Source organism: Campylobacter sp. BCW_6463 (assembly GCF_001762785.1).
GTDB classification, from domain to species: domain Bacteria; phylum Campylobacterota; class Campylobacteria; order Campylobacterales; family Campylobacteraceae; genus Campylobacter_D; species Campylobacter_D jejuni.
On record NZ_MJXL01000019.1, the window covers coordinates 40611 to 61147 of the forward strand.

The 20537-nt window shown below is 29.8% G+C and carries 28 protein-coding genes, 4 tRNA genes and 2 pseudogenes; 22 read left to right on the forward strand and 12 right to left on the reverse strand.

What is annotated here, in order from left to right; all coding sequences use genetic code 11:
* Positions 1-112 precede the first annotated feature (112 nt).
* Both queF and AJ884_RS01875 read left to right on the forward strand, forming a co-directional pair.
* Positions 113-496, forward strand: coding sequence for a preQ(1) synthase (gene queF, locus AJ884_RS01870; protein ID WP_044778580.1), 384 nt, complete (start codon positions 113-115; stop codon positions 494-496).
* A 137-nt stretch (positions 497-633) separates the two neighbouring features.
* The gene (locus AJ884_RS01875) at positions 634-1278 is read left to right on the forward strand and encodes an outer membrane beta-barrel protein (RefSeq protein WP_070286377.1); all 645 of its coding nucleotides are present in this window, start codon (positions 634-636) and stop codon (positions 1276-1278) included.
* A gap of 35 nt (positions 1279-1313) precedes the next feature.
* Here the strand turns inward: AJ884_RS01875 and AJ884_RS01880 are convergent, their stop codons facing one another.
* Positions 1314-1943: a hypothetical protein gene (locus AJ884_RS01880; RefSeq protein ID WP_070285762.1), complete on the reverse strand. Its 630-nt coding sequence runs from the start codon at positions 1941-1943 to the stop codon at positions 1314-1316.
* A gap of 469 nt (positions 1944-2412) precedes the next feature.
* On the opposite strand from AJ884_RS01880, the pseudogene leuD reads away from it, so the two are divergent.
* Positions 2413-2797: pseudogene (gene leuD / locus AJ884_RS01885) on the forward strand (3-isopropylmalate dehydratase small subunit); the annotation flags it as partial.
* Here leuD and AJ884_RS01890 read toward each other — a convergent pair.
* The 3 genes from AJ884_RS01890 to AJ884_RS01900 form a co-directional block, all read right to left on the reverse strand.
* Positions 2777-3307, reverse strand: coding sequence for a GNAT family N-acetyltransferase (locus tag AJ884_RS01890; protein WP_070278417.1), 531 nt, complete (start codon positions 3305-3307; stop codon positions 2777-2779). The pseudogene leuD and the gene AJ884_RS01890 overlap by 21 nt on opposite strands.
* A 27-nt stretch (positions 3308-3334) precedes the next feature.
* Positions 3335-3410, reverse strand: a tRNA-Val gene (locus AJ884_RS01895).
* Between the two features lie 3 nt (positions 3411-3413).
* A tRNA-Ala gene (locus AJ884_RS01900) sits at positions 3414-3489 on the reverse strand.
* A 115-nt stretch (positions 3490-3604) separates the two neighbouring features.
* On the opposite strand from AJ884_RS01900, the pseudogene AJ884_RS01905 reads away from it, so the two are divergent.
* The 7 genes and pseudogenes from AJ884_RS01905 to AJ884_RS01935 all read left to right on the forward strand — a co-directional run.
* Positions 3605-4345, forward strand: a pseudogene (locus AJ884_RS01905) (DNA topoisomerase); the annotation flags it as partial.
* Positions 4342-5439, forward strand: coding sequence for a hypothetical protein (locus AJ884_RS01910; protein ID WP_070278413.1), 1098 nt, complete (start codon positions 4342-4344; stop codon positions 5437-5439). The pseudogene AJ884_RS01905 and the gene AJ884_RS01910, both read left to right, overlap by 4 nt.
* A 138-nt stretch (positions 5440-5577) precedes the next feature.
* The gene (locus AJ884_RS01915; protein ID WP_070278411.1) at positions 5578-5841 is read left to right on the forward strand and encodes a hypothetical protein; all 264 of its coding nucleotides are present in this window, start codon (positions 5578-5580) and stop codon (positions 5839-5841) included.
* Positions 5842-5868: 27 nt separating this feature from the next.
* The gene (locus tag AJ884_RS01920; protein ID WP_070278409.1) at positions 5869-6693 is read left to right on the forward strand and encodes a hypothetical protein; all 825 of its coding nucleotides are present in this window, start codon (positions 5869-5871) and stop codon (positions 6691-6693) included.
* Between the two features lie 166 nt (positions 6694-6859).
* Positions 6860-7198, forward strand: coding sequence for a hypothetical protein (locus AJ884_RS01925; protein WP_053872653.1), 339 nt, complete (start codon positions 6860-6862; stop codon positions 7196-7198).
* Positions 7195-7542 (forward strand): hypothetical protein, encoded by a 348-nt coding sequence (locus AJ884_RS01930; protein ID WP_070278407.1) that lies wholly within the window; start codon positions 7195-7197, stop codon positions 7540-7542. Before AJ884_RS01925 ends, AJ884_RS01930 begins: the two co-directional genes overlap by 4 nt.
* Positions 7530-7835 carry a hypothetical protein gene (locus tag AJ884_RS01935; RefSeq protein ID WP_070286378.1) on the forward strand — a complete coding sequence of 102 codons (306 nt, stop codon included), beginning with the start codon at positions 7530-7532 and terminating at the stop codon, positions 7833-7835. The genes AJ884_RS01930 and AJ884_RS01935 overlap by 13 nt, the downstream gene beginning before the upstream one ends.
* 95 nt (positions 7836-7930) lie before the next feature.
* Here the strand turns inward: AJ884_RS01935 and AJ884_RS01940 are convergent, their stop codons facing one another.
* The 5 genes from AJ884_RS01940 to AJ884_RS01955 form a co-directional block, all read right to left on the reverse strand.
* Positions 7931-8320 (reverse strand): hypothetical protein, encoded by a 390-nt coding sequence (locus AJ884_RS01940; RefSeq protein WP_053872655.1) that lies wholly within the window; start codon positions 8318-8320, stop codon positions 7931-7933.
* 1 nt (position 8321) lies between these two features.
* A complete protein-coding gene (locus AJ884_RS01945; RefSeq protein ID WP_070286379.1) occupies positions 8322-9116 on the reverse strand; it encodes a Fic family protein in 795 nt (264 codons plus the stop codon).
* Positions 9117-9318: 202 nt separating this feature from the next.
* The gene (locus AJ884_RS09560; protein WP_004305855.1) at positions 9319-9483 is read right to left on the reverse strand and encodes a YopX family protein; all 165 of its coding nucleotides are present in this window, start codon (positions 9481-9483) and stop codon (positions 9319-9321) included.
* Positions 9484-9546: 63 nt separating this feature from the next.
* Complete coding sequence (locus tag AJ884_RS10050; protein WP_070286380.1) at positions 9547-10158, reverse strand: glycosyl transferase family 90; 612 nt, start codon at positions 10156-10158, stop codon at positions 9547-9549.
* Positions 10159-10616: 458 nt separating this feature from the next.
* Positions 10617-10704 (reverse strand) — tRNA-Ser (locus tag AJ884_RS01955).
* Between the two features lie 135 nt (positions 10705-10839).
* Here AJ884_RS01955 and AJ884_RS01960 point away from each other — a divergent pair.
* Positions 10840-10916: transfer RNA gene (locus AJ884_RS01960), tRNA-Met, on the forward strand.
* Positions 10917-10929: 13 nt separating this feature from the next.
* On the opposite strand, the gene AJ884_RS01965 is transcribed toward AJ884_RS01960, so the two are convergent.
* Genes AJ884_RS01965 through AJ884_RS01975 form a run of 3 tightly spaced genes read right to left on the reverse strand, consistent with a single transcriptional unit; the run spans position 10930 to position 12654 of the window.
* Positions 10930-11028 carry a hypothetical protein gene (locus tag AJ884_RS01965; protein ID WP_002869298.1) on the reverse strand — a complete coding sequence of 33 codons (99 nt, stop codon included), beginning with the start codon at positions 11026-11028 and terminating at the stop codon, positions 10930-10932.
* On the reverse strand, positions 11025-12095 hold the full coding sequence (gene rlmN / locus AJ884_RS01970) for a 23S rRNA (adenine(2503)-C(2))-methyltransferase RlmN (RefSeq protein ID WP_070286381.1): 1071 nt from the start codon (positions 12093-12095) through the stop codon (positions 11025-11027). The genes AJ884_RS01965 and rlmN overlap by 4 nt, the downstream gene beginning before the upstream one ends.
* A gap of 22 nt (positions 12096-12117) precedes the next feature.
* Positions 12118-12654 (reverse strand): purine-nucleoside phosphorylase, encoded by a 537-nt coding sequence (locus AJ884_RS01975; RefSeq protein ID WP_070286382.1) that lies wholly within the window; start codon positions 12652-12654, stop codon positions 12118-12120.
* Positions 12655-12733: 79 nt separating this feature from the next.
* Here AJ884_RS01975 and rsmA point away from each other — a divergent pair, with 79 nt between their 5' ends.
* The 11 genes from rsmA to rpsC all read left to right on the forward strand — a co-directional run bounded on the left by rsmA (position 12734) and on the right by rpsC (position 20535).
* On the forward strand, positions 12734-13534 hold the full coding sequence (gene rsmA / locus AJ884_RS01980) for a 16S rRNA (adenine(1518)-N(6)/adenine(1519)-N(6))-dimethyltransferase RsmA (RefSeq protein WP_070286383.1): 801 nt from the start codon (positions 12734-12736) through the stop codon (positions 13532-13534).
* Positions 13503-15497, forward strand: coding sequence for a ribonuclease J (locus AJ884_RS01985; RefSeq protein WP_079396795.1), 1995 nt, complete (start codon positions 13503-13505; stop codon positions 15495-15497). Before rsmA ends, AJ884_RS01985 begins: the two co-directional genes overlap by 32 nt.
* 35 nt (positions 15498-15532) lie before the next feature.
* The gene (locus tag AJ884_RS01990) at positions 15533-16294 is read left to right on the forward strand and encodes a pseudouridine synthase (RefSeq protein ID WP_070286384.1); all 762 of its coding nucleotides are present in this window, start codon (positions 15533-15535) and stop codon (positions 16292-16294) included.
* Between the two features lie 197 nt (positions 16295-16491).
* Positions 16492-16803 (forward strand): 30S ribosomal protein S10, encoded by a 312-nt coding sequence (gene rpsJ / locus AJ884_RS01995; protein ID WP_002779353.1) that lies wholly within the window; start codon positions 16492-16494, stop codon positions 16801-16803.
* Positions 16804-16812: 9 nt separating this feature from the next.
* Positions 16813-17388, forward strand: a complete 576-nt coding sequence (gene rplC / locus AJ884_RS02000; protein ID WP_002779987.1) for a 50S ribosomal protein L3 — start codon at positions 16813-16815, stop codon at positions 17386-17388.
* Positions 17385-17999 carry a 50S ribosomal protein L4 gene (gene rplD / locus AJ884_RS02005; RefSeq protein ID WP_002866817.1) on the forward strand — a complete coding sequence of 205 codons (615 nt, stop codon included), beginning with the start codon at positions 17385-17387 and terminating at the stop codon, positions 17997-17999. The genes rplC and rplD overlap by 4 nt, the downstream gene beginning before the upstream one ends.
* A 2-nt stretch (positions 18000-18001) precedes the next feature.
* Positions 18002-18283, forward strand: a complete 282-nt coding sequence (locus tag AJ884_RS02010; protein WP_002856384.1) for a 50S ribosomal protein L23 — start codon at positions 18002-18004, stop codon at positions 18281-18283.
* Between the two features lies 1 nt (position 18284).
* Entirely contained in the window at positions 18285-19115 is an 831-nt protein-coding gene (gene rplB / locus AJ884_RS02015) for a 50S ribosomal protein L2 (protein WP_070286385.1), read from the forward strand.
* Between the two features lies 1 nt (position 19116).
* Positions 19117-19398 carry a 30S ribosomal protein S19 gene (gene rpsS / locus AJ884_RS02020; protein ID WP_002851509.1) on the forward strand — a complete coding sequence of 94 codons (282 nt, stop codon included), beginning with the start codon at positions 19117-19119 and terminating at the stop codon, positions 19396-19398.
* A 10-nt stretch (positions 19399-19408) separates the two neighbouring features.
* Positions 19409-19834 carry a 50S ribosomal protein L22 gene (gene rplV, locus AJ884_RS02025; RefSeq protein ID WP_070286386.1) on the forward strand — a complete coding sequence of 142 codons (426 nt, stop codon included), beginning with the start codon at positions 19409-19411 and terminating at the stop codon, positions 19832-19834.
* Positions 19834-20535, forward strand: coding sequence for a 30S ribosomal protein S3 (gene rpsC / locus AJ884_RS02030; RefSeq protein ID WP_002851138.1), 702 nt, complete (start codon positions 19834-19836; stop codon positions 20533-20535). Before rplV ends, rpsC begins: the two co-directional genes overlap by 1 nt.
* Positions 20536-20537 lie beyond the last annotated feature (2 nt).

Consider the following 20537-nt stretch of genomic DNA (forward strand, 5'->3'; position numbering starts at 1 on the left):
CTTGCTAGGGGTGAGTTGCAATAAAATTGTATTTTCTTATCTGTATCATAATCGTTTTAAAAACTTATTTTGTTATAATTTTTGCTTGAAATTTAAATTTTAAGGAAAATCTATGCGTTATGGTGAAAAAGAAATCAAAGAATTTGACGTAGAAAATATGGAAATTTGGCCAAATGATGCGAAAAATGACTATATCATTAAAATTACTTTGCCTGAATTTATGTGTTGTTGTCCGCGTTCGGGTTATCCTGACTTTGCAACGATTTATCTTGAGTATATGCCTGATAAATTTGTGGTTGAACTTAAGGCGATAAAACTTTATATCAATACTTTTATGTATAGAAATGTTTCACATGAAGCAAGTATCAATGAAATTTACAATACTTTAAAAGATAAATTAAAACCAAAATGGATTAAAGTTGTGGGGGATTTTAACCCGCGTGGAAATGTGCATACGGTGATAGAATGTCGTAGTGATATAGTTGTTCCAAAATAATATTTGAGTAAAATATTCACATATTTTTATGTAAAGATTAAATATTTTATAAAAAATTCTTATTTAATCTTTGAAGAATATATAATATAAAAAGATCTAAATTTTTTAGATCGAATTTTATTATAAGGAGTTAGGTTATGAATAAAAAATTGTTAAGCATTATCGCAAGTGCTACTTTGTTTTCAAATTTGGCTTTAGCAGATGAGAATTCTGGTTTTTTTATAGGTGCTGATGCAGCTTGGATGCATGCTCAAGTAAAAAGTGAGTTAAAACATAAGAATACAAAGCAAAATTTTAATGGAGATATTTCAGGTAATATACCATCGTTTGGTCTAAAACTTGGATATCGTTTAAATGAAAATCATAGAATTTATGCTGGTTATAATTATTCTGATGAATTTAGTGATTTTATCAAAACTCCTAGAATTCAAATCGAAGGTGATTTTACTACACATAAATTTTTAACAGGTTATGATTTTACTCCTAAGCTTTTTGAAAAAACCAGAGCTGTTTTAGGTGTGTATGGAGGATATGCAAGAACAGATCTTACCTTAAAAACAAGCTTTTTATCTTTGTCGCAAAATTTTGACGGTTATTTTTATGGAGCGAAAATAGGTGCTTTATATGATTTGACACCACATAATGAAATAGAATTAGGCTTTAAAGCAGAGCAAATTCATTATAATTCTAGAAATTTTTATCAAAATCAAGTGGGTTCAAACTTTTACGATCCTAAACAAACAAATTATGGTGTGTATTTAGGATATAATTATAAATTTTAATCTAATGCAAGTTTTTATAACTTGCATTAATGAAATCAACCTCCACCAATAAAGTATTTTTCAACATCATCAAGTAATTTTTCACAAATTTGAGAATCTGTATTTTTTTCTACTATAAGATTTATATAAGTTTTAGTATCTCTAAAGCTTCCTGCTGATTTTGAATTTTCGCGAGTGAGTTTTTGAGTGTCTCTAGTGTATTCTATATTGATGTTAAATTTAAGTGCAGCACTTGCTTCGCCTAAATTTGTTTTTACTACTACATTCATGTTAGAAGCTTTAGCGAGTGTGGCTTGGGTTTTATTTATGATTTCTTTAAAGCGTTGGCAAGATCGTATGAGTGTAGCGATAAATTTGTTATCAAGCCCCTCATAAGCTACTTTGAGTTTGTTTTTGATGTCTTTTGTACTTTCTTTTTCAGGGGCTACAAAAACCATGTAAAAACCATTTTTTATAGCTACATTGTCTGTTTTTACATCGCGTCCACTTGACATAACTTTAACATAAATGGCATTATCAAGATAAACACGATCTACCATAGGGCCATAAATTTCGTATTCTTTTTTTCGGACTATGACTTCACGAGCCAGGACATTTAATTTCACATTGGCTTCGTGGATAACAGGTTCCATTTCTTTTTTAATCTCTAAGAGTTCTTTTAACATCAACATCCTTTTTGTTACTTAAAACTACAATTATATCAATAATTTTCTTAATTTAAGAATTTTACAAGCACATTTACTAAAAATATGATACATCAAGGATTAATTTTAACAAAGGAGGAAAAGATGAAGCAAATTTGTAAAATTTCAAATTCAGTCCAACAAAAAAGTAAAGACAATACTTTTAATCTGCTACTGCAATTCTCATTCTAAAACTCAATTTTTATTTTTAATCATTTTTTTACATTTTTAATTTTTTATCATTGTTGTTAAGTTTTTGAATTTTTTAAATTCATTTAGTCTGTTTTGGTTTTAAAGGATTAAATCGTGAAAGATAATAAAATCATAATCTTTGATATCACTTTGCGTGATGTGGAAAATGAGATTTAGAAGAAGTGGTTATGGCGATAAAAACTTGCCTTGAAAATTTAGACCACGATGAAAGTACTTATAAGTTAGATGATGTTTATGTTTGGTGAGTTTTGAAAATTTTTGTAATGGTTCTTCAAGAGAGCATGCGTCTTGGGCTTTGGTTGATCATGGTATTAGAGTTATTATCGCACCTTCTTTTGCGGATATTTTAAAAACAATGCCTTAGGAAATGGTTTGCTTACCATAGAACTTACTAAAGATGAGGTTTTGGAAATAGTTGATGAGTTAAAAAAATCCCAAGATAAAAATATAGAAATTTCTTTATTGTAAAAAAGAGTATTTTTTAAAGATAGGATTTTTCTTTTGATTTAGATGATTTTCACAGAATTTGTCTTTTGGAAGGACTTGATAATATAGCTTTGACTTTAAAACATGAAGCACAAATTAAAGCCTATGAGAAAAACTCAAAAAGCTTTTTGGTTTAGAATTTTTTCATAAGCTAAAAAAGGATCTTGGTAATTAGGTATGTTAAAATTTCCACAAAAATTAAAAACAAGCTTTTTAAAAAGCGAATTCATAGGAAAATTTTTACTATGAGTATCTGCTCTTAAACTTGCCTTGTGATTTTCCAAGGCAAAATTTTCGCAAAAATTTAAAAGTTTTTGTGCTACGCCTTTGCCCTTTGCCTTTTGTTTGACGGCTAAACGGTGTAGATAAAAGGCTTTATCATCATAATTTTTGTTAAAAATAACTTGTTTATAAAATTCAGGTTCAAATTTTTCATTGATACAGATAAAGCCTAAAATTTCATCATTTTCTTTAAACACATAAAGTTCTTGTGCTTGTATATCTTCTTGAAAAACTATTTCATTAGGATAATTCTCATCCCATTGGTGAAAATTCATAGCTTTCATAGCATTTAAAGCATCTTTTGTGATTTCAAGTATAGAATTTAAATCTTTATGGATGGCTTTTTGTATGATAGTGTTTTGCATGATAATCCTTTGTATAAGGAAGGGTGATGGTGGCTCCGATTGGACTTGAACCAACGGCCACTACCATGTCAAGGTAGTGCTCTACCAGCTGAGCTACGGAACCATATGGTGGAGCATAGCGGGTTCGAACCGCTGACCCCAACGCTGCCAGCGTTGTGCTCTCCCAGCTGAGCTAATGCCCCTTTGTAAGTCCGAGATTTTATCGTAATATTACTTGTTTTTGGCTGAAAACTAAAATCAAATTTTTAATTTATGATGTAATATACTACTTTATTAAAAGATTTAAATCAAGTTTCTAAATATGTTAAAGATGAAAAAATTAAAAAACTTTTAATAGAAAAAGATAAAGATAAAAAAGGCGAAAATGGCGGAATAGGAACTCCAGCAACAAGAAGTAATCACATAGAAACTTTAATAAACAGAGGCTATATTGTAGTTTCAAAGGATAAAAAGCAAGTTGTTAATGCTACAGAACTTGGAATTAATTTAATCCAAAATTTAGATCCTATATTGACAAATCCAGACATGACAGCTTTATGGTTTGAATCTCAAAAAGAAATACAAGAAGGAAAACTAAAAAGAAGCGATTTTTTAAATTCAATTAATGATTTTATTTTAAAAATAATTGATAATGAAAAGAGTTTAAACAAAAAAATTGTTTCTAATGAAGAAAAAGAAAAAATAACTTGTCCTAAATGTCAAAAAGGTTTTTTAAGAGAAATAAATGGAAAATTTAGAAAATTCTTTTCTTGTTCTGAGTATTCTAATGGTTGTGATTTTAAGGCGAAATCTGTTAATGGAAAACCTGAATTAGAAAATAAAAGCACTAATTTAAATACATCTTTTAAATGTCCTCAATGTAATCAAGGAAACTTAATAAAAAGAGAAAGTAAAAATGAAAAAAACAAATTTTGGTATGGTTGTTCTGAATGGAAAAATGGTTGTAAATTTATGTGTCCTGAATTAAATGGCGAACCTAATTTAAATGCTAAAAATAATTTTCAAAACAATTATAAGCAAAAGGTTAAATACAAATGAAAAAAATAATTTTATTTTTATTGCTGTTTAATTTCTTATTTGCAGAAGGAACAAATAATGGGCAAGGAGTTATTTCTGAAACTACTAAAGAAGAAATGCAAAAAATATTTTCTAATAGAAATGATGACATAGAAACTAATGATGGATGTAGTTGGGAGTGTAGAAAGGTTAATAGCGGATATGGAACTCAAATCATAGGATTTGATTTTAAAAATGGGACAACTTTTTGTAGAGTTTATAAAAATGAAAATTTTGATTTAGATTTAAAATTTAATGCTTCAAAAACTAATTTATCTTGTGCTAAACAAGTGTATACAGGACTTGATACTGAATTAAAAAATTATGAAAATATAGATAGAAAAATTAATTTAGAAAGTATAATTAAATGGACGCCAAGCGATACTAAAATTAATTTTGCAAAATATTTAGTTGCTTTAGCAACTTTAAATCCAAATATTATTGATAGAGAAAAAACTTATAATTTAGGAGAATTAACCTTAAAAGATGGTATAGATAATTTTAGCATTAAAACTATACAAAAAAATCAAAGTTTTATGGATTTTTTGATAGCTCCAAATTCTGTTTTAAATCAAAATAAAGGATTTTCTACTTCAAGTATAAGTTTGCAAGAAGCTTCAGCTGTAGATGGTTTTAATAAAAACAATATGGCGTATTTTTCAAATCTATTTTTAACCAATGAAAAAATTTATCAACATTTACAAATTCTAATTCTTGTTTTAGTTGGCGGATTTTTTCTTACTTCAATTAGTGCAGAAAAAATTCAAGCTTACTTAGAAAATAAGGGTGAAAGCGAAGGAAAACAAAAATTTTTACATAAATTTTATATTCCAATGATTATGATGGGAATATTTTTTATGCCTATACCTGAAGGAAATGGTTTAGCTCACTCAACAATTATGCAAAACGTCATTAGATATTTTGCATTAAAATCAACAGATATTGCAGATATGGCTAGTGCAATTGGTGGAAAAACCTATATGGATAAAATTTATAAAAGTATAGGTGGAGTAAATATTCAAGGTATTAAAGCCTTATTAGAAAAAAAGAAAGAAAATGAGTTTCTTATAAGTTAAGGAGATGAAATTTATAAAAAAACTTGTTCTTTAAGATATAAAAACCAACTATCTGCTATTAGAGAAAGCTATATCACTTCTTTAACAGATGAAGATAAAGAAAAAATAAAACGATTTTTAGCTGAAGATAGTAATGATATGGCAGGAAAAAATGGCGATATTTCCTTGGAAGCTTGTATAGCTTTAGAAGCTGATATTTTAAAAGCAAGAAATGAAATAACTAAAATAAATTCTCAAATGGAAAAAATTGATAAATTAAGAGATAACACTCAAAAAATCAATGAAATGAAAAATCTTGATGCTTATTTTGCAGTAAGAGAAATGCAACTTGGATGGATAAATTCTTTATTTACGCCAAGTAGTGCAATTTTAGCAGAAGTAACTATGTTTAAAGAAGAGTAAGGTGATGAAGATGAACAAAAAGAAAGGATGATTAAAGCAACTAAAAAAAATATTCAAAACACTAAAGAAAATATAAATAAAGGAGATATTGAAATTAGTAAAGATGATATTACAGATAGCTCTTTAGGATGGATAGCAGGTAAATTAGTATGGATGATGTTACCAGGAGCTTCAACTATAAAAGATTTTGTAATGGAAAATACTGGAAAATTCATGGCTGTAATTCAAGCAGCAGCAGCTTCTACTGTGCCAATCATAGGAACAGTAGGTGGAGCTATCGTTGGATACATAACAGGAACAGTTGCCTCAACAATTACAGGATATGCTATAGCTATAATGTTAATAGAATGGACTTTTCAAAAAATACCATTATTGGTTTGCACTACAGCTTCTATTATAATATTTGTATCTTATTTAGTTTCTTTGATAAAATATTTTTATATTTCACCATTCGTTGTAGCTTTCTCCTTAGCAACTAAAAGAATGGATAAAATTATTGAATTCTTAATTAATGGTATGGCTATATTTTTAAAACCCGTATTAATTATTCTCTTTATATATTTATCATTATTTATAAATGTTTTAGTAGACGAATTTTTCTTATTTGTTTCTGTAGAACAATTTACAGGAATTAAAACTAGCGTATATAATTTTCACACTAACTTTATTATAGGTGCAATCACAGGCTTATTAACTATATTTGCAAAAATTGCTTCAGCGGTAATTATGTGGAATTTAATTATTAAAGGGTCTTCATGGGCTTTATCATTAGTAGGTATTGATGGAAAACAAAGTGAAATGATTTCTCAAGGTATGGAAAACACTTTAAACAAGAGAGCAAATATTGTTTAAAGAAATCTCAACTAAACCAAATATATACAAAGGAATAAAATGGAAAATAAAATGAAAAAAATATATAGAACTTGAAAGAAAAGAAGGACAAATCAATGACATTCCATATGTTATTTTGAAAGTTGAATATCCTAATCTAAAAGAATTAAAAGATAAGGATTTATTAATGCAAAATGACAAAGGACAATGGCTTTGTGGCTATATTGGCTTAAAACACGAACAAGAATTAGATTTTAATAAGTTGGAAAATGAAGTTTGTATAGCCCCTATTTATTTAGAAAAATTTGACACTGATTTATTTGAAAAAGACGAGAATGTTACTAAAATCATATTTTTTGATCAAAATCATTCTTGGAATAAAAGTAGGATAAATACTCAGTTAGATGAAGATTTATGCTTAAAAGATATTGAAAAAGTAGTAAATCACATTATTAATTTTAACAAAAATAATATAAAAGAAGAAAATTCCAATAAAGAATATAAATTTCAAAGGAGAAGAAAATGACAAAAATAGATTATTATAATTTTTTAGATGAAGCAGATTACTTAATGAAAAAATACAAAGAAGAACAAAAGGAGCTTACAGAAGAAGTATTTTTAAATTTTTTAAAAGAAATGGTAGAAAAATACAATCTTAATAAAAGAAAATATGATTTTTTTGTGCTTCATAATAATTTTCTCTTTGTAACAAAAAACAAGCAATGTTACACAATAATCAGCTTTGAAAAAGACAAAGATAGAAAAATAGATTTTTCAGGATATAGCCTTGAAACAAAAGAACAAGGACAAAAATATTTTGAAGAAAATTTTAAAGAATATGAGAAAGTTGATTTTTTATGGAAAACATAAAATTTGAGAAAAAATTAAAAGAATTAGAACTTACAAAAAAAAGAATTTGTAAATATGGAAAGAGTAACTATGTTAAAATTACAAATCCAAACGCAACAAAAAAAGATATAGAAAAGAATAAAAAGAAAATGGTAGAAGAGAAAGAAAGTAAGGGGAGCAATCTTATACAATTAAGAATTAGCGATAAGACGAAAGAATACCTTCAAGAAAGAGCTGACAGCTTAGGTTTTCCTTTAAATACATATATTTACCATCTTATTATGAAAGATATGGAAACTTTTAATCAAAAGTGATTTAAAGTTTTTTCGAAAAATGCTAAACTCAAAGAAACACTAGATAAAAAAGCTGAAGAGTTAGGCATTAACACAACTCAACCCATAAAAACATTTTAATTATCAGAAATATCACAAAATTTCCTTCGCAAATTACACTCAACGCTAAGTATACTATAATGATCATTATAATTTATAATCATTATATCAGCATATTCATATCTTCCATTTTCAATTTCTTTTTTAGATTCTTTTTGTGAATTTAAAAGAAAATTATAATCTCTTTCTTTAAGTGTTTTAATATTTTTTATTTCGCTTAAATCAATTAAAGAATACTTTCCACTTGTTTTATACTCTTCATCAATTTTTTTAAGTGCAAATTCATATCCTTCTTTACTTCCTTGCTCTGAATTATAAGTATATTCTTTAAGTTTAGGTTCTCCACAACCTATAAAAATTAAAGATAATCCAAAAATAATTAAATGCAAACTTTTTTCTTTTTTCATTTTAGTTCCTTTTTATTTTATCTTTTAAATTTTCTTGATATTCATTTTTTTCATTTTTTAGAGCGAAATGTTTTCTTTTTTCTAGTTCATTTTTAACTTCTTTTATTACTATTGTGTCAAATTTTTCAAAGTTTTTATAATAACAAGCTTCTTCCAAAGCTTGAAAGTATTCTTCTTTTGAAGAATACTTAATATTGATAGGTGGATAATTATTTTTAACAAGCTCATAATTCATTAAAAGCCTTGACATTCTTCCATTACCATCAATAAATGGGTGTATTCTAACAAAGTCAATATGTATTCTTGAAGCTCTAATAATAGGGTGTAAATTTTGTGCTTCATTCTCATACCAATTTAAAAAGTTTTTCATTTCAAAATCAATACTCAAATAATCAGGTGGAATATGTTTTGCACCGCTAATCACTACATTAGCCTTTCTATATACTCCAGCATTCTTTATATCAATTGTTTGTAAAATAATTTGATGTAAAGATTTAATATCAAATTCATTTAAAATTGTATTAGCATTTGCAAGTTCTAACATAAAATCAATAGCATGTGAATGGTTTATGGTTTCTAAGTGTTCTTTTACACTTTTTCCTGCAATAGTCATACCTTCAAGCACTGCTTTTGTTTCAAATAAGGTAAGTGTATTCCCTTCGATTGCATTAGAATCATTTGTATATCTTAATTTAAAATCTTCTTCTAGTGATTTTTTAGTTTCAAAAGCTAGTTTGTGTTCTTTCAAAAAATCTTTTAGAATATCAATTTCCTTTAGAACATCTTTTAAATTCATTTTCTTTTCCTATTTTTTATAATGATAGAATATTTTTTTATTTTATCAATTTTTCTATTAATTTAACCATCCCAATACAAAAAACAGATATTTCTCCATATAAGACAGAAATTCCCTAACTTTTCTTTTGTTATTCATTTTTTTCTCCTTTTATTCCAAAGATAATCAATATTATATTATATAGTATTATATTATAAAATTTTCACTCCTTAACTTCTAATAACTCCTTGTTTTCGTAGATATTGCCTACGATTTCAAAATTATAATAATATTTTTCATAATAAGTTATTTCTCCACCTTGTTCCGCATCTTCATCTATATTCGATGTAAGCACAAAACCATTTTTCCCAAATTTAACAATACCCATATATTTTTGCCAAAAATGATAAGCTGTGATAAATGTATAAAAAGATTTATTTTTTATGAAAAATTATTTGATTAATTCTAAAATATCTCTTTTTTTGTTAAGTTCAAGTTGTCTAGAATAATAAAAATATTTGGTCAAAACCAAAATTCCTATATGGAATTCTTTTTTCTTATCTAAAAATTTCTTAATATATTGATGAGCATTATTAATAATTTCCAATGCATCTTTTGGGCGACTTTTAAAATATTCAATTACTGCTGACAAATTCTCATTATCAATCAAAGCAAAGTGATAATTTGGTTTTAAAGTTCCTTCCATAAACCAAGTTTCGCAAGTTATTTTTGGAGCTAAAACTAAAGAATTAGAATTCATAGCCCATTTTAAGTTGCTTGCTACATCGTTACACTCTAAAGAAATTATAAATTTATATTTCATTTGTTCTTTTTTGTTTAAAAAGTTTTTTTTCCATTGGCTAGGTTGTTTTGAAGTATCTCCTATATTGCAAAAAGTTCTACCAAAATAAGAATCAAAAAATTCTTTTCTATGTTTTTGATATACTGCTCCTCTAAATATTGCTATATCCTTTTTATTTTCATAGTTTATGTTATCTTTTAAAAAGCAAAAGTGCCTATTTTTATCAAGTTTTAATAAAATATTATTTATATTATTTTCCAAAGATCTTGATTTGCAAATAGTTGCTTCTTTAAAAGTATGTCTTACATCGCCAAATTCTTTATTCCATAAAAATTCATCTTTAAAGTATTTACTGATTTCATAAGCATCAAAAGCATAAGAGGTGTCTTTAAAAGGAAATTTTCCTATTTTTTCCTTTGCTGTAGGTGTAAAAAATTCATTTATTTGATTATAATATTTAACTCGAGTTTGTATTTCTTCTAAGTCTTTAATATTGTATTTTAAAATATCATTAAAAATTTTATCTAAATTTATTTGAAAAAAAATATCTTGGTATAAAAGATATTCCCATTCCTTTTAAATTCATCAAAAGTCTTGATTGTAGCATTATAAAAAACCTAATAAATAAAATTTTTAATATTTTATCAAAAATTTAAGAATTTGTAAACAATAAAATAACTTTTGACAAAACAATAATTTTTAAATATTAAAAATAAGAATGGCAGACAGGAAGGGATTCGAACCCTCGAAAGCTTGCACTTTACACGCGTTCCAGGCGTGCTCCTTCAACCGCTCGGACACCTGTCTATGAAATAAAGCTTTCATTATATCTATAAAAGCTTTAAAAATAAAGAAATTTTTTAAATATTGAAAATAAAATTATTTTTTTAAAAAATCAGAAAATTTTTAGTAAAAAGTAGTATAATTATATTTTTATTTTTAGTCAGGGTAGCTCAGCTGGTTAGAGCGCTGGTCTCATAAGCCGGAGGTCGGGAGTTCAAGTCTCCCCCTTGACACCATTAAATGTAATAATTATTTTTTTTCTTTTGTTACTACAAAAACAATTCCACCAAAACCTATAATTACAACAGCTGTTATAAAAACGATTTCGAAAATATCTAGCATTGTCATTGTTCTTTTGCCCTTTCTTTAAGCTGTCCACAAGCAGCTGAGATATCAAGCCCTTTACTTTCTCTTATAGTGCAAGTTACACCTTTATTGCTGAGTAAATCTTGAAATTTAATCGCATTTTCTAAACTAGGGCGTTTATATAAACTTCCTTCATGTGGATTAAAAAGTATTAAATTCACTTTGGCTTTAATGCCATTTAAAAGCTTGACTAATTCTTTAGCGTGTTCAAGCTTATCATTGATACCATCAATTAAAAGATATTCAAACATTACCCTTTTTCTTTGATCTATAGGAAATTCACGCACCGCATCCATAATTGCAGCGATATTATAAGCTTTATTGATAGGCATAAGCTCAGTTCGAAGTTCATCATTAACCGCATGCAACGATATAGCAAGTAAAGCACCTAAATTCATTTGACCTAATTCTTTGATTTGTTTTGCTAAACCGCTAGTGCTGATGGTTTGACGGCGGGGACTTATGGCAAGCCCCTCATTTTGTGCTAAAATTTTTACCGCTTTAGAAACATTTTTAAGATTATCCAAAGGCTCACCCATACCCATATATACTATATTTACACGCCGTTCATAAGGGATATTATTTTGTTTTTTGATCCATAAAATTTGTCCGACTATCTCCCCTGCACTTAAATTTCTTTTCAAACCACCCTTGGCAGTAAGACAAAAACTACATCCACTTTTACAACCTACTTGAGAAGAAACACAGATAGTGTATCTTGCATGAGAAATTCTTTTGCCCTCCGCGTCTATTTTTTCTTCTTTCATAGGCAAAAGCACACTTTCTACTCTTAAACCATCGATGAGTTCAAAAAGATATTTTATACTTCCATCTTTACTTTGCTCATTTTTAACGCATTTTACAGGTGAGAAATGAAAATTTTGTGTAAGTTCTAAACGTAGATCTTTTGGTAAACTTGACATATCGGAAAAATTATTGGCGTATTTTTGATAAATCCATTGATAAATTTGTTTCACGCGAAACATCGGTTTGATTTTTTCTCCTAATTCTTCAGGTAAAAAATCTAAAATATTAACAAGCTCTTTCAAAATTATTTTCCTTTTTGAATTTTTAAATATAATGATATTTTTTTAAGTATTCTTCTAATTTTTCTTTTGCCTTTTGATGATTTTTTATAAAATCTTCGTGAGCATTTTCATTGCAAAAATTTGTCGCACATAAAATACACTCTGCATCAATATCTAAATTTTGAGCTACGCTTAAAACAGAAAAGGCTTCCATATTTTCTGCAAAAAAACCTAATTTCGAAAATTCTTTTGCTGCTTTTGAATTTTGACAAATATAATTTGAAGAATTGATTTTGATTGTTTCACGAGAAACATTTTCTTTTTCTAAGCAAATTTCATATTTTGCAGGAGTATAAAATGCATGTGAAATTTTAGAAAATTCTACATTAAAAGCGTGCAAACTTCTATAAATTTCTAAAATTTCCCCCTTATCATAAAGCCCACAAGTTCCTATAAATATGAGTTTTGATGGTTTTTCTTTTAAGCAAAGTTGACCCAAATGAAAAGCTGATTCAACCAAACCTATACCTATGGCTTTTGCAAAAGAAAAATTTTCATTTCCACCCGCACAAACAATCATTTTGATCCTTATGAAATTTTACAAAAATAATTCTACCTAAAAAGACTTAATTAAGAATTTTTAGATAAAATTATTTCTTATGGTTAAAGCAAAAAAACAATACGGACAAAATTTTTTAATCGATAAAAGCGTATTAGTAAAAATCATCCAAGCCATACCCAAAGAGATGAACAATATCATTGAGATTGGGCCTGGCTTAGGTGATTTAACGCAAGAACTTTTAAAAATTTCTCAAGTAAAAGCTTATGAAATCGATAATGATCTCATACCTATTTTAAAAAAGAAATTTCAAAAAGAACTTGAATGTGGAAAATTTAACTTGATCCATCAAGACGCAAGCGAAGCTTTTAATCCTAGTCTTGATGAAAAACCATATTTTTTGGTTGCAAATTTGCCTTATTATGTTGCAAGTCACATTATATTAAAAGCTTTAGAAGATAAAAATTGTCTAGGGCTTATTGTAATGGTACAAAGAGAAATGGCTGAAAAATTCTGCGCTAAAGAAGGGAATAGTGAGTTTTCTTCCTTGGGTGTTTTAAGTGCAATGATTTGCGAAAGAAAAATACTTTTTGATGTTGATCCACAATGTTTTAATCCACCGCCAAAAGTTATATCAGCGGTGATGAGTTTGATTAAAATTAAGGATTTTGATGAACTTTGTGAAATAGAAAATTTCAAAAATTTTCTAAAAGACTGTTTTAAAGCTCCTAGAAAACAACTCTTAGGAAATTTAAAAACATATAAAGCAAAAGTTTTAGAAGTTTTAAGCATTCTTGGCTTAAAAGAAAACATCAGACCACATGAAATTTGCGTTAATTCATACCTTAAAATTTATGACAAATTAAAGGATGAATATGGACGAAAACAAAGAGATAAATAAAAACGAACAAAATCCGAACTCAAATTCAAAAAACAATAAACGCTATAAATATAAAAATCGCAGAAAAAAATTAGTTGATTCTTTGCAAAATGAAAATGATACTCCAAAAATCGATCAAAATTCCAACAAGGAAAATTCTGAAAACTCAGAAAATAAAACTGAGAAAAAAAAGAAGAAAAATCGTAATCTTCCTTCAAAACTCACAGGCAATGAAGATTGGCAAATCGCTCTTGCAGAATGTATAGAAGCTAACCGTGTTTCACATGAAAACCGCTTACACCCTTTAAAATATAATAATTCTAGCGAACATAAAATCCGCATTACTCCTTTAGGAGGCTTAGGAGAAATCGGTGGAAATATTAGCGTTTTTGAAACCAATAAAGATGCAATCATAATAGATATAGGCATGAGTTTTCCTGATGGAACTATGCATGGGGTAGATATTATCATCCCTGATTTTGATTATGTAAGAAAAATTAAAGATAAAATTCGTGGTATAGTGATTACCCATGCACACGAAGATCATATCGGTGCGGTGCCTTATTTCTTTAAAGAATTTCAATTTCCTATCTACGCTACGCCTTTGGCTTTAGGGATGATTTCAAACAAATTTGAAGAACATGGCTTAAAAGCAGAACGCAAATGGTTTCGCCCTGTAGAAAAACGCCGTGTTTATGAGATAGGCGAATTTGATATAGAATGGATCCATATCACGCATTCTATTATTGATGCTTCAGCACTTGCGATCAAAACAAAAGCAGGAACTATTATCCATACAGGTGATTTTAAAATCGATCAAACCCCAATCGATGGCTATCCAACAGACTTAGGGCGTTTGGCACATTATGGGGAAGAAGGGGTTTTATGTCTTTTAAGCGATAGTACAAATTCCTATAAAGAAGGCTATACAAAAAGTGAAAGCTCCGTAGGACCAACTTTTGATCAAATTTTTGCACGCACTAAGGGCAGAGTGATCATGAGTACTTTTAGTTCTAATATCCACCGCGTTTATCAAGCTATCACTTATGGTTTAAAATACGGCAGAAAAGTTTGTGTCATCGGTCGTTCTATGGAAAGAAATCTTTATACCACTATGGAATTAGGCTACATCAAACTTGATAGAAAAATTTTCATCGATGCTGATGAAGTAAGTAAATATAAAGACAATGAAGTGCTTATTGTAACCACAGGAAGTCAAGGCGAAACCATGAGTGCGCTTTATAGAATGGCAACAGATGAGCATAAATTTATAAAAATCAAACCTACAGATCAAGTAATCATTTCAGCTAAAGCCATACCAGGAAATGAAGCAAGTGTTTCTGCGGTGCTTGACTATCTTTTAAAAGCAGGAGCTAAAGTAGCGTATCAAGAATTTAGTGAAATTCATGTAAGCGGACACGCTAGTATAGAAGAGCAAAAACTTATGCTAACCCTTACCAAACCTAAATTTTTCTTACCAGTTCATGGAGAATACAATCACATCACCAAGCACAAAGAAACAGCGATGAAGTGCGGTATCCCCGAAAGAAATATTTATCTTATGAGTGATGGCGATCAAGTAGAACTTTGTCAAAAATATGTCAAACGCATAAAAACCGTAAAAACAGGTAAAGTTTTTGTGGATAATCAAATCAACAAACAAATCGCCGATGATGTAGTTATAGATCGCCAAAAACTTGCAGATAGTGGTATAGTGGTTATTATCGCACAAATTGACAAAGCCACAAAAACACTGATCAACAAACCAAGAGTATTTAGCTATGGGTTAGTAGCTGACAAACACGATCATGCTTTTAGCAAAGATATGGCTGAAGTTTTAGGACAGTTTTTCATCAATGTTAAAGATGAAGTACTCAATGATCCAAGATTTTTAGAAAATCAAATCCGCCAAGTTTTAAGAAAGCATATTTTTAGAAAGATTAAAAAATACCCAACCATAGTTCCAACTATTTTTGTAATGTAAAAAAGGGCAAAAACGCCCTTTTTAAGGAAGATCAAATGAGAATTAATAAATTTATATCCCATAATACCTGCTATTCACGTCGTGAAGCTGATGAGCTTATCAAACAAGGCTTAATAAAAATAAACAACAAAATTGCCCTTTTAAGCGATGAGGTTAAATTTGATGATAAAGTCTTTGTTAAGGGTAAAAGAGTGCAAAAAAGAACGCAATTTAGCGTGATAATCTATCATAAACAAAAAGGTGAAATTGTCAGTAAAAAAGACGATCGTGGAAGAAAAACTATATATGATACCTTGCCAAGACAATTTAGTACTTGGCTTAGCGTAGGTAGGCTGGATTATGCAAGTGAAGGCTTACTTTTGCTTACAGATTCTTCTGTGATTGCCGATGCTTTAATGCATAGCGATTTAGAAAGAGAATACTACCTTAAAGTTAAAGGCACGGTGAGCAAACAAGTCATCGAAGCCATGCAAAATGGACTTGAGATTAAAAATGAAAAAAAAGGCGCACATGCAAAAACTAAAATTACCTCTATGAGTTTTGCTCCTTTTATAGACTTTGAAATTTTTGGATCAAGTGGAGGCTATACTAAGCTTAGAGTGGTTATAAATGAAGGTAAAAATAGAGAGCTTAGACGCTTTTTTGGACATTTTGATCTTGAAGTCATGGATCTTAAGCGTGTTGCTTTTGGGGCTTTAGATCTTGGTATGTTAAAGGCAGGAAAACATCGTTATTTAGAAAATGGCGAATATGAAAAATTAAGAGATTTTTTAAAATTTAATGAAATAAGATATTGACCATTATATACAAAAATTTAAAAAATAATGATAATTTTTAAATTCTAAAAATTCTATTTTTATCCTTTTTAAAAGGAAAATAATAGAAAAATTTCATCAAATTCCTTGACTTTGAAAACAAGATTTTATATACTCTCATTTCAATTTTTATAAATTGGTTAGTTTTTAACTAACGAGTTCTTTTTAAAGGAAATATTATGGAAAGAATTAGGCTTAAGCTAAAAGCTTATGACCATCGAGTACTAGACAGAACAGTTGCAGCAATCGTAGAAGCTGTTAAAAGAACAGGTGCGGATATCAGAGGTCCGATACCAATGCCTACTAAAATCAAACGCTATACAGTTTTAAAATCTCCACACATTAACAAAGATTCTCGTGAGCAGTTTGAGATAAGAATTCACGCGCGTATGCTAGATATAGTAGCAGCGACTCCAGATACAGTTGATTCTTTAACTAAGCTTGATTTAGCGCCAGAAGTAAGCGTTGAAGTAAGAGCTATGGGTAAGTAAGGATAAGATATGGAATATATTGTAGAAAAAATCGGAATGAGCAGAACAATTACTAATCCAAGTATCGCTGTAACTTTACTAAGAGTTGTAAATGCAAAAGTATGTGAAGTTGAAGGCGGAAAGGCTTTAGTAGCATATCCAAAAGGTAAAGCAAGTAATAAATGTGTCGCAGGACAACAAAAAAAGTATAATCTTTCTGCAGAATACAATAGATTTGCGACTTTAGAAGTAGCAAATACTGAAGCAGGAGATTTAGATGAAACTCCATTAAATGAAGCAAAAATTTTAAAAGTAAGCTTTAACACCAAAGGTAGAGGTTATAGCGGTGTTATGAAAAGACATAACTTTGCAGGGGGTCCAGCAAGTCACGGTTCGAGATTTCATAGACGCCACGGATCTATTGGTAATAGAGAATGGCCAGGTCGTGTTCAACCAGGTATGAAAATGGCAGGACACTATGGAAATACTAAAGTAACCGTTAAAAACGAAGTTGTATCTTATGATGCTGAAAACAAAATTTTAGTAGTTAAGGGTGCAGTACCAGGTTATAATGGTGCTATGGGTAAAATAAGGATTGCAAAATGAGTAAAGTAGTTGTTTTAAATGATAAATTAGAAAAAGCAGGTGAACTTGATTTACCTTCAAAATATGCGGAAGTAAATCCACACAATCTTTACTTATATGTAAAATCTTACCTTGCAAGTTTAAGAGCAAATACAGCTCATACTAAAGGTAGAAGTGATGTAAGCGGTGGTGGTAAAAAACCTTGGAGACAAAAAGGTCGTGGCGGTGCTAGAGCGGGTTCAACAAGAACTAACGTTTGGGTAGGCGGTGCGGTTGCTTTTGGTCCAACAAATGAAAGAAACTACTTCCAAAAAGTAAATAAAAAACAAAAAAGATTGGCGCTTGAAAGAGCTTTAGCAGATAAAGCAGCTAAAGGTGCGTTATTTACTGCTGATTCTTTAGCTATTGAAAGTGGCAAAACAAAAGATGCAAACGCTGTGATTAAAAAACTTGGCGTCAAAGATGCTTTAATCGTTAAAGATTTACTAGATGAAAAAACACTTTTAGCTTACAGAAATTTAGCAAATTGCTATGTAGTTGATGTAAGCGAAGTAAATGCTTATTTAGTATCTGTATTTAATGCTGTTATCATAGAAAAATCAGCATTAGAATCTATTACAAAAGAGGGATAATTATGGCAGATATTACTGATATAAAGACTATACTTTACACAGAAAAAAGTTTGAATTTGCAAGAGCAAGGTGTCGTAGTTATTCAAACTTCGCCAAAAATGACTAAAACAGGCTTGAAAGCGGTTTTAAAAGAGTATTTTGGTGTAACTCCAAAAAGTATCAATTCTTTAAGAATGGATGGAAAAGTTAAGCGTTTTAGAGGTCGTTTAGGTCAAAGAAACGATTATAAAAAATTCTATGTTAAGCTACCTGAAGGTGTTAGCTTAGAAAATACGGAGGCTTAAGATGGCAATTAAAACTTATAAACCATATACTCCAAGTAGAAGATATATCACAGGTTTAAGTTCTGAAGATATCACAGCTAAACCAAGTGTACGCTCACTACTTGTTAAACTTCCAGCACACGCGGGTCGTAACAGCTATGGAAGAATTACAAGTCGTCATAAAGAAGCGGGTGCTAAAAAACTTTACAGAATTATTGATTTTAAACGTCGTAAATTCGGTATAGAAGGCAAAGTAGAAGCGATCGAGTATGATCCATATAGAAATTGTAGAATTGCTTTGATTGCTTATAAAGATGGAGAAAAAAGATATATTCTTCAACCACGTGGATTAAGCATTGGCGATATCGTTGCAGCTGCTGAAAGCGGACTTGATATTAAACCAGGTAATGCAATGAAGCTTAAAAACATTCCTGTGGGTACTATTGTTCATAATGTTGAGTTAAAGCCAGGCAAAGGCGGTCAAATGATCCGTTCTGCGGGTGCTTACGCACAACTTATGGGTAAAGAAGAAAAATATGTTATCTTAAGACTTGCAAGTGGCGAAATGAGACAAGTTTTAGCTGAATGTATGGCAAGTATCGGCGAAGTTGGAAATGAAGAATGGGCTAATGTAACTATCGGTAAAGCAGGTAGAAATCGCCATAGAGGTATCCGTCCACAAACTCGTGGTTCTGCTATGAACCCAGTAGATCACCCGCACGGTGGGGGTGAAGGTAAGAAAAATTCAGGCCGTCATCCAGTAACTCCATGGGGTAAACCAACTAAAGGTGCGAAAACTCGTCGTAAAAAAGCTAGCGATAAGCTAATAATTTCAAGAAGAAAAGGAAAGTAAGATGGCTAGATCACTAAAAAAAGGTCCTTTTGTTGATGATCATGTAATGAAAAAAGTCATCGCTGCTAAAAAGGCTAATGATAATAAACCAATTAAAACTTGGTCAAGAAGAAGCACAATTACTCCTGATATGATAGGACTTACATTTAATGTTCATAATGGTAAAAGCTTTATTCCAGTTTATATTACTGAAAATCATATCGGTTATAAGCTTGGTGAATTTGCTCCAACACGCACATTTAAAGGGCATAAAGGCTCTGTGCAAAAGAAAATTGGTAAGTAAGGGATAAGATATGAGTAAAGCATTAATTAAATTCATAAGATTATCTCCAACTAAAGCAAGATTGATTGCTAGGGAAGTTCAGGGGATGAATGCAGAATTAGCTATGGCTAGTTTAAAATTTATGCCAAATAAAGGTGCAAAATATATCGCAAACGCAATTTCAAGTGCAGTAGCAAATGGTGGCTTTGAAGCAAACGAAGTGATTGTAAAAAGTTGTCGCGTGGATGTAGCTGCGGTGTTGAAAAGATTTAGACCAAGAGCTAGAGGAAGTGCAAGTCGTATTAGAAAACCAACTTCACATATTTTAGTAGAAGTGGCAAAAGCAGAAGTGAAAGCTGAAGAGAAAAAAGCAGTAGCTAAAAAAACTACTACAACAAAAGCTCCAGCTAAAAAAACAACAAGCACTAAAAAAGCAACAGCGAAAAAGGAAAGCTAATGGGACAAAAAGTTAATCCAATTGGTCTAAGACTAGGAATCAATAGAAACTGGGAATCAAGATGGTTTCCAACTAAAGCAAATTTAGTAGAAAATATCGGTGAAGATTACAAAATCAGAGCTTTCTTAAAAAGAAAACTTTATTACGCAGGAATTAGCCAAATTTTAGTAGAAAGAACTGCTAAAAAACTTCGCGTTACTGTAGTTGCTGCAAGACCAGGTATCATCATCGGTAAAAAAGGTAGTGATGTTGATAATTTAAGAAAAGAATTGCAAGATTTAATCGGTAAAGATGTAAATATCAATATCAAAGAAGAAAGAAAAGCAGGAGCTTCAGCTCAACTTGCTGCTGAAAGTGTTGCAACTCAACTTGAAAAAAGAATTGCTTTTAGAAGAGCAATGAAAAAAGTAATTCAAGGCGCGCAAAAAGCAGGTGCTAAGGGGATTAAAGTTTCAGTTTCTGGTCGTTTAGGCGGTGCTGAAATGGCAAGAACAGAATGGTATCTTGAAGGACGCGTTCCACTTCATACTTTAAGAGCAAAAATCGATTATGGTTTTGCAGAAGCTAGAACTACTTATGGAAACATAGGGGTTAAAGTATGGATCTTTAAAGGTGAGGTATTACACAAAGGTATGCAACCTGAAAAAACTGAAGAAAGTGCTCCAGCTAAAAAGCCAAGACGCACAAGAAGGGGTAAATAATC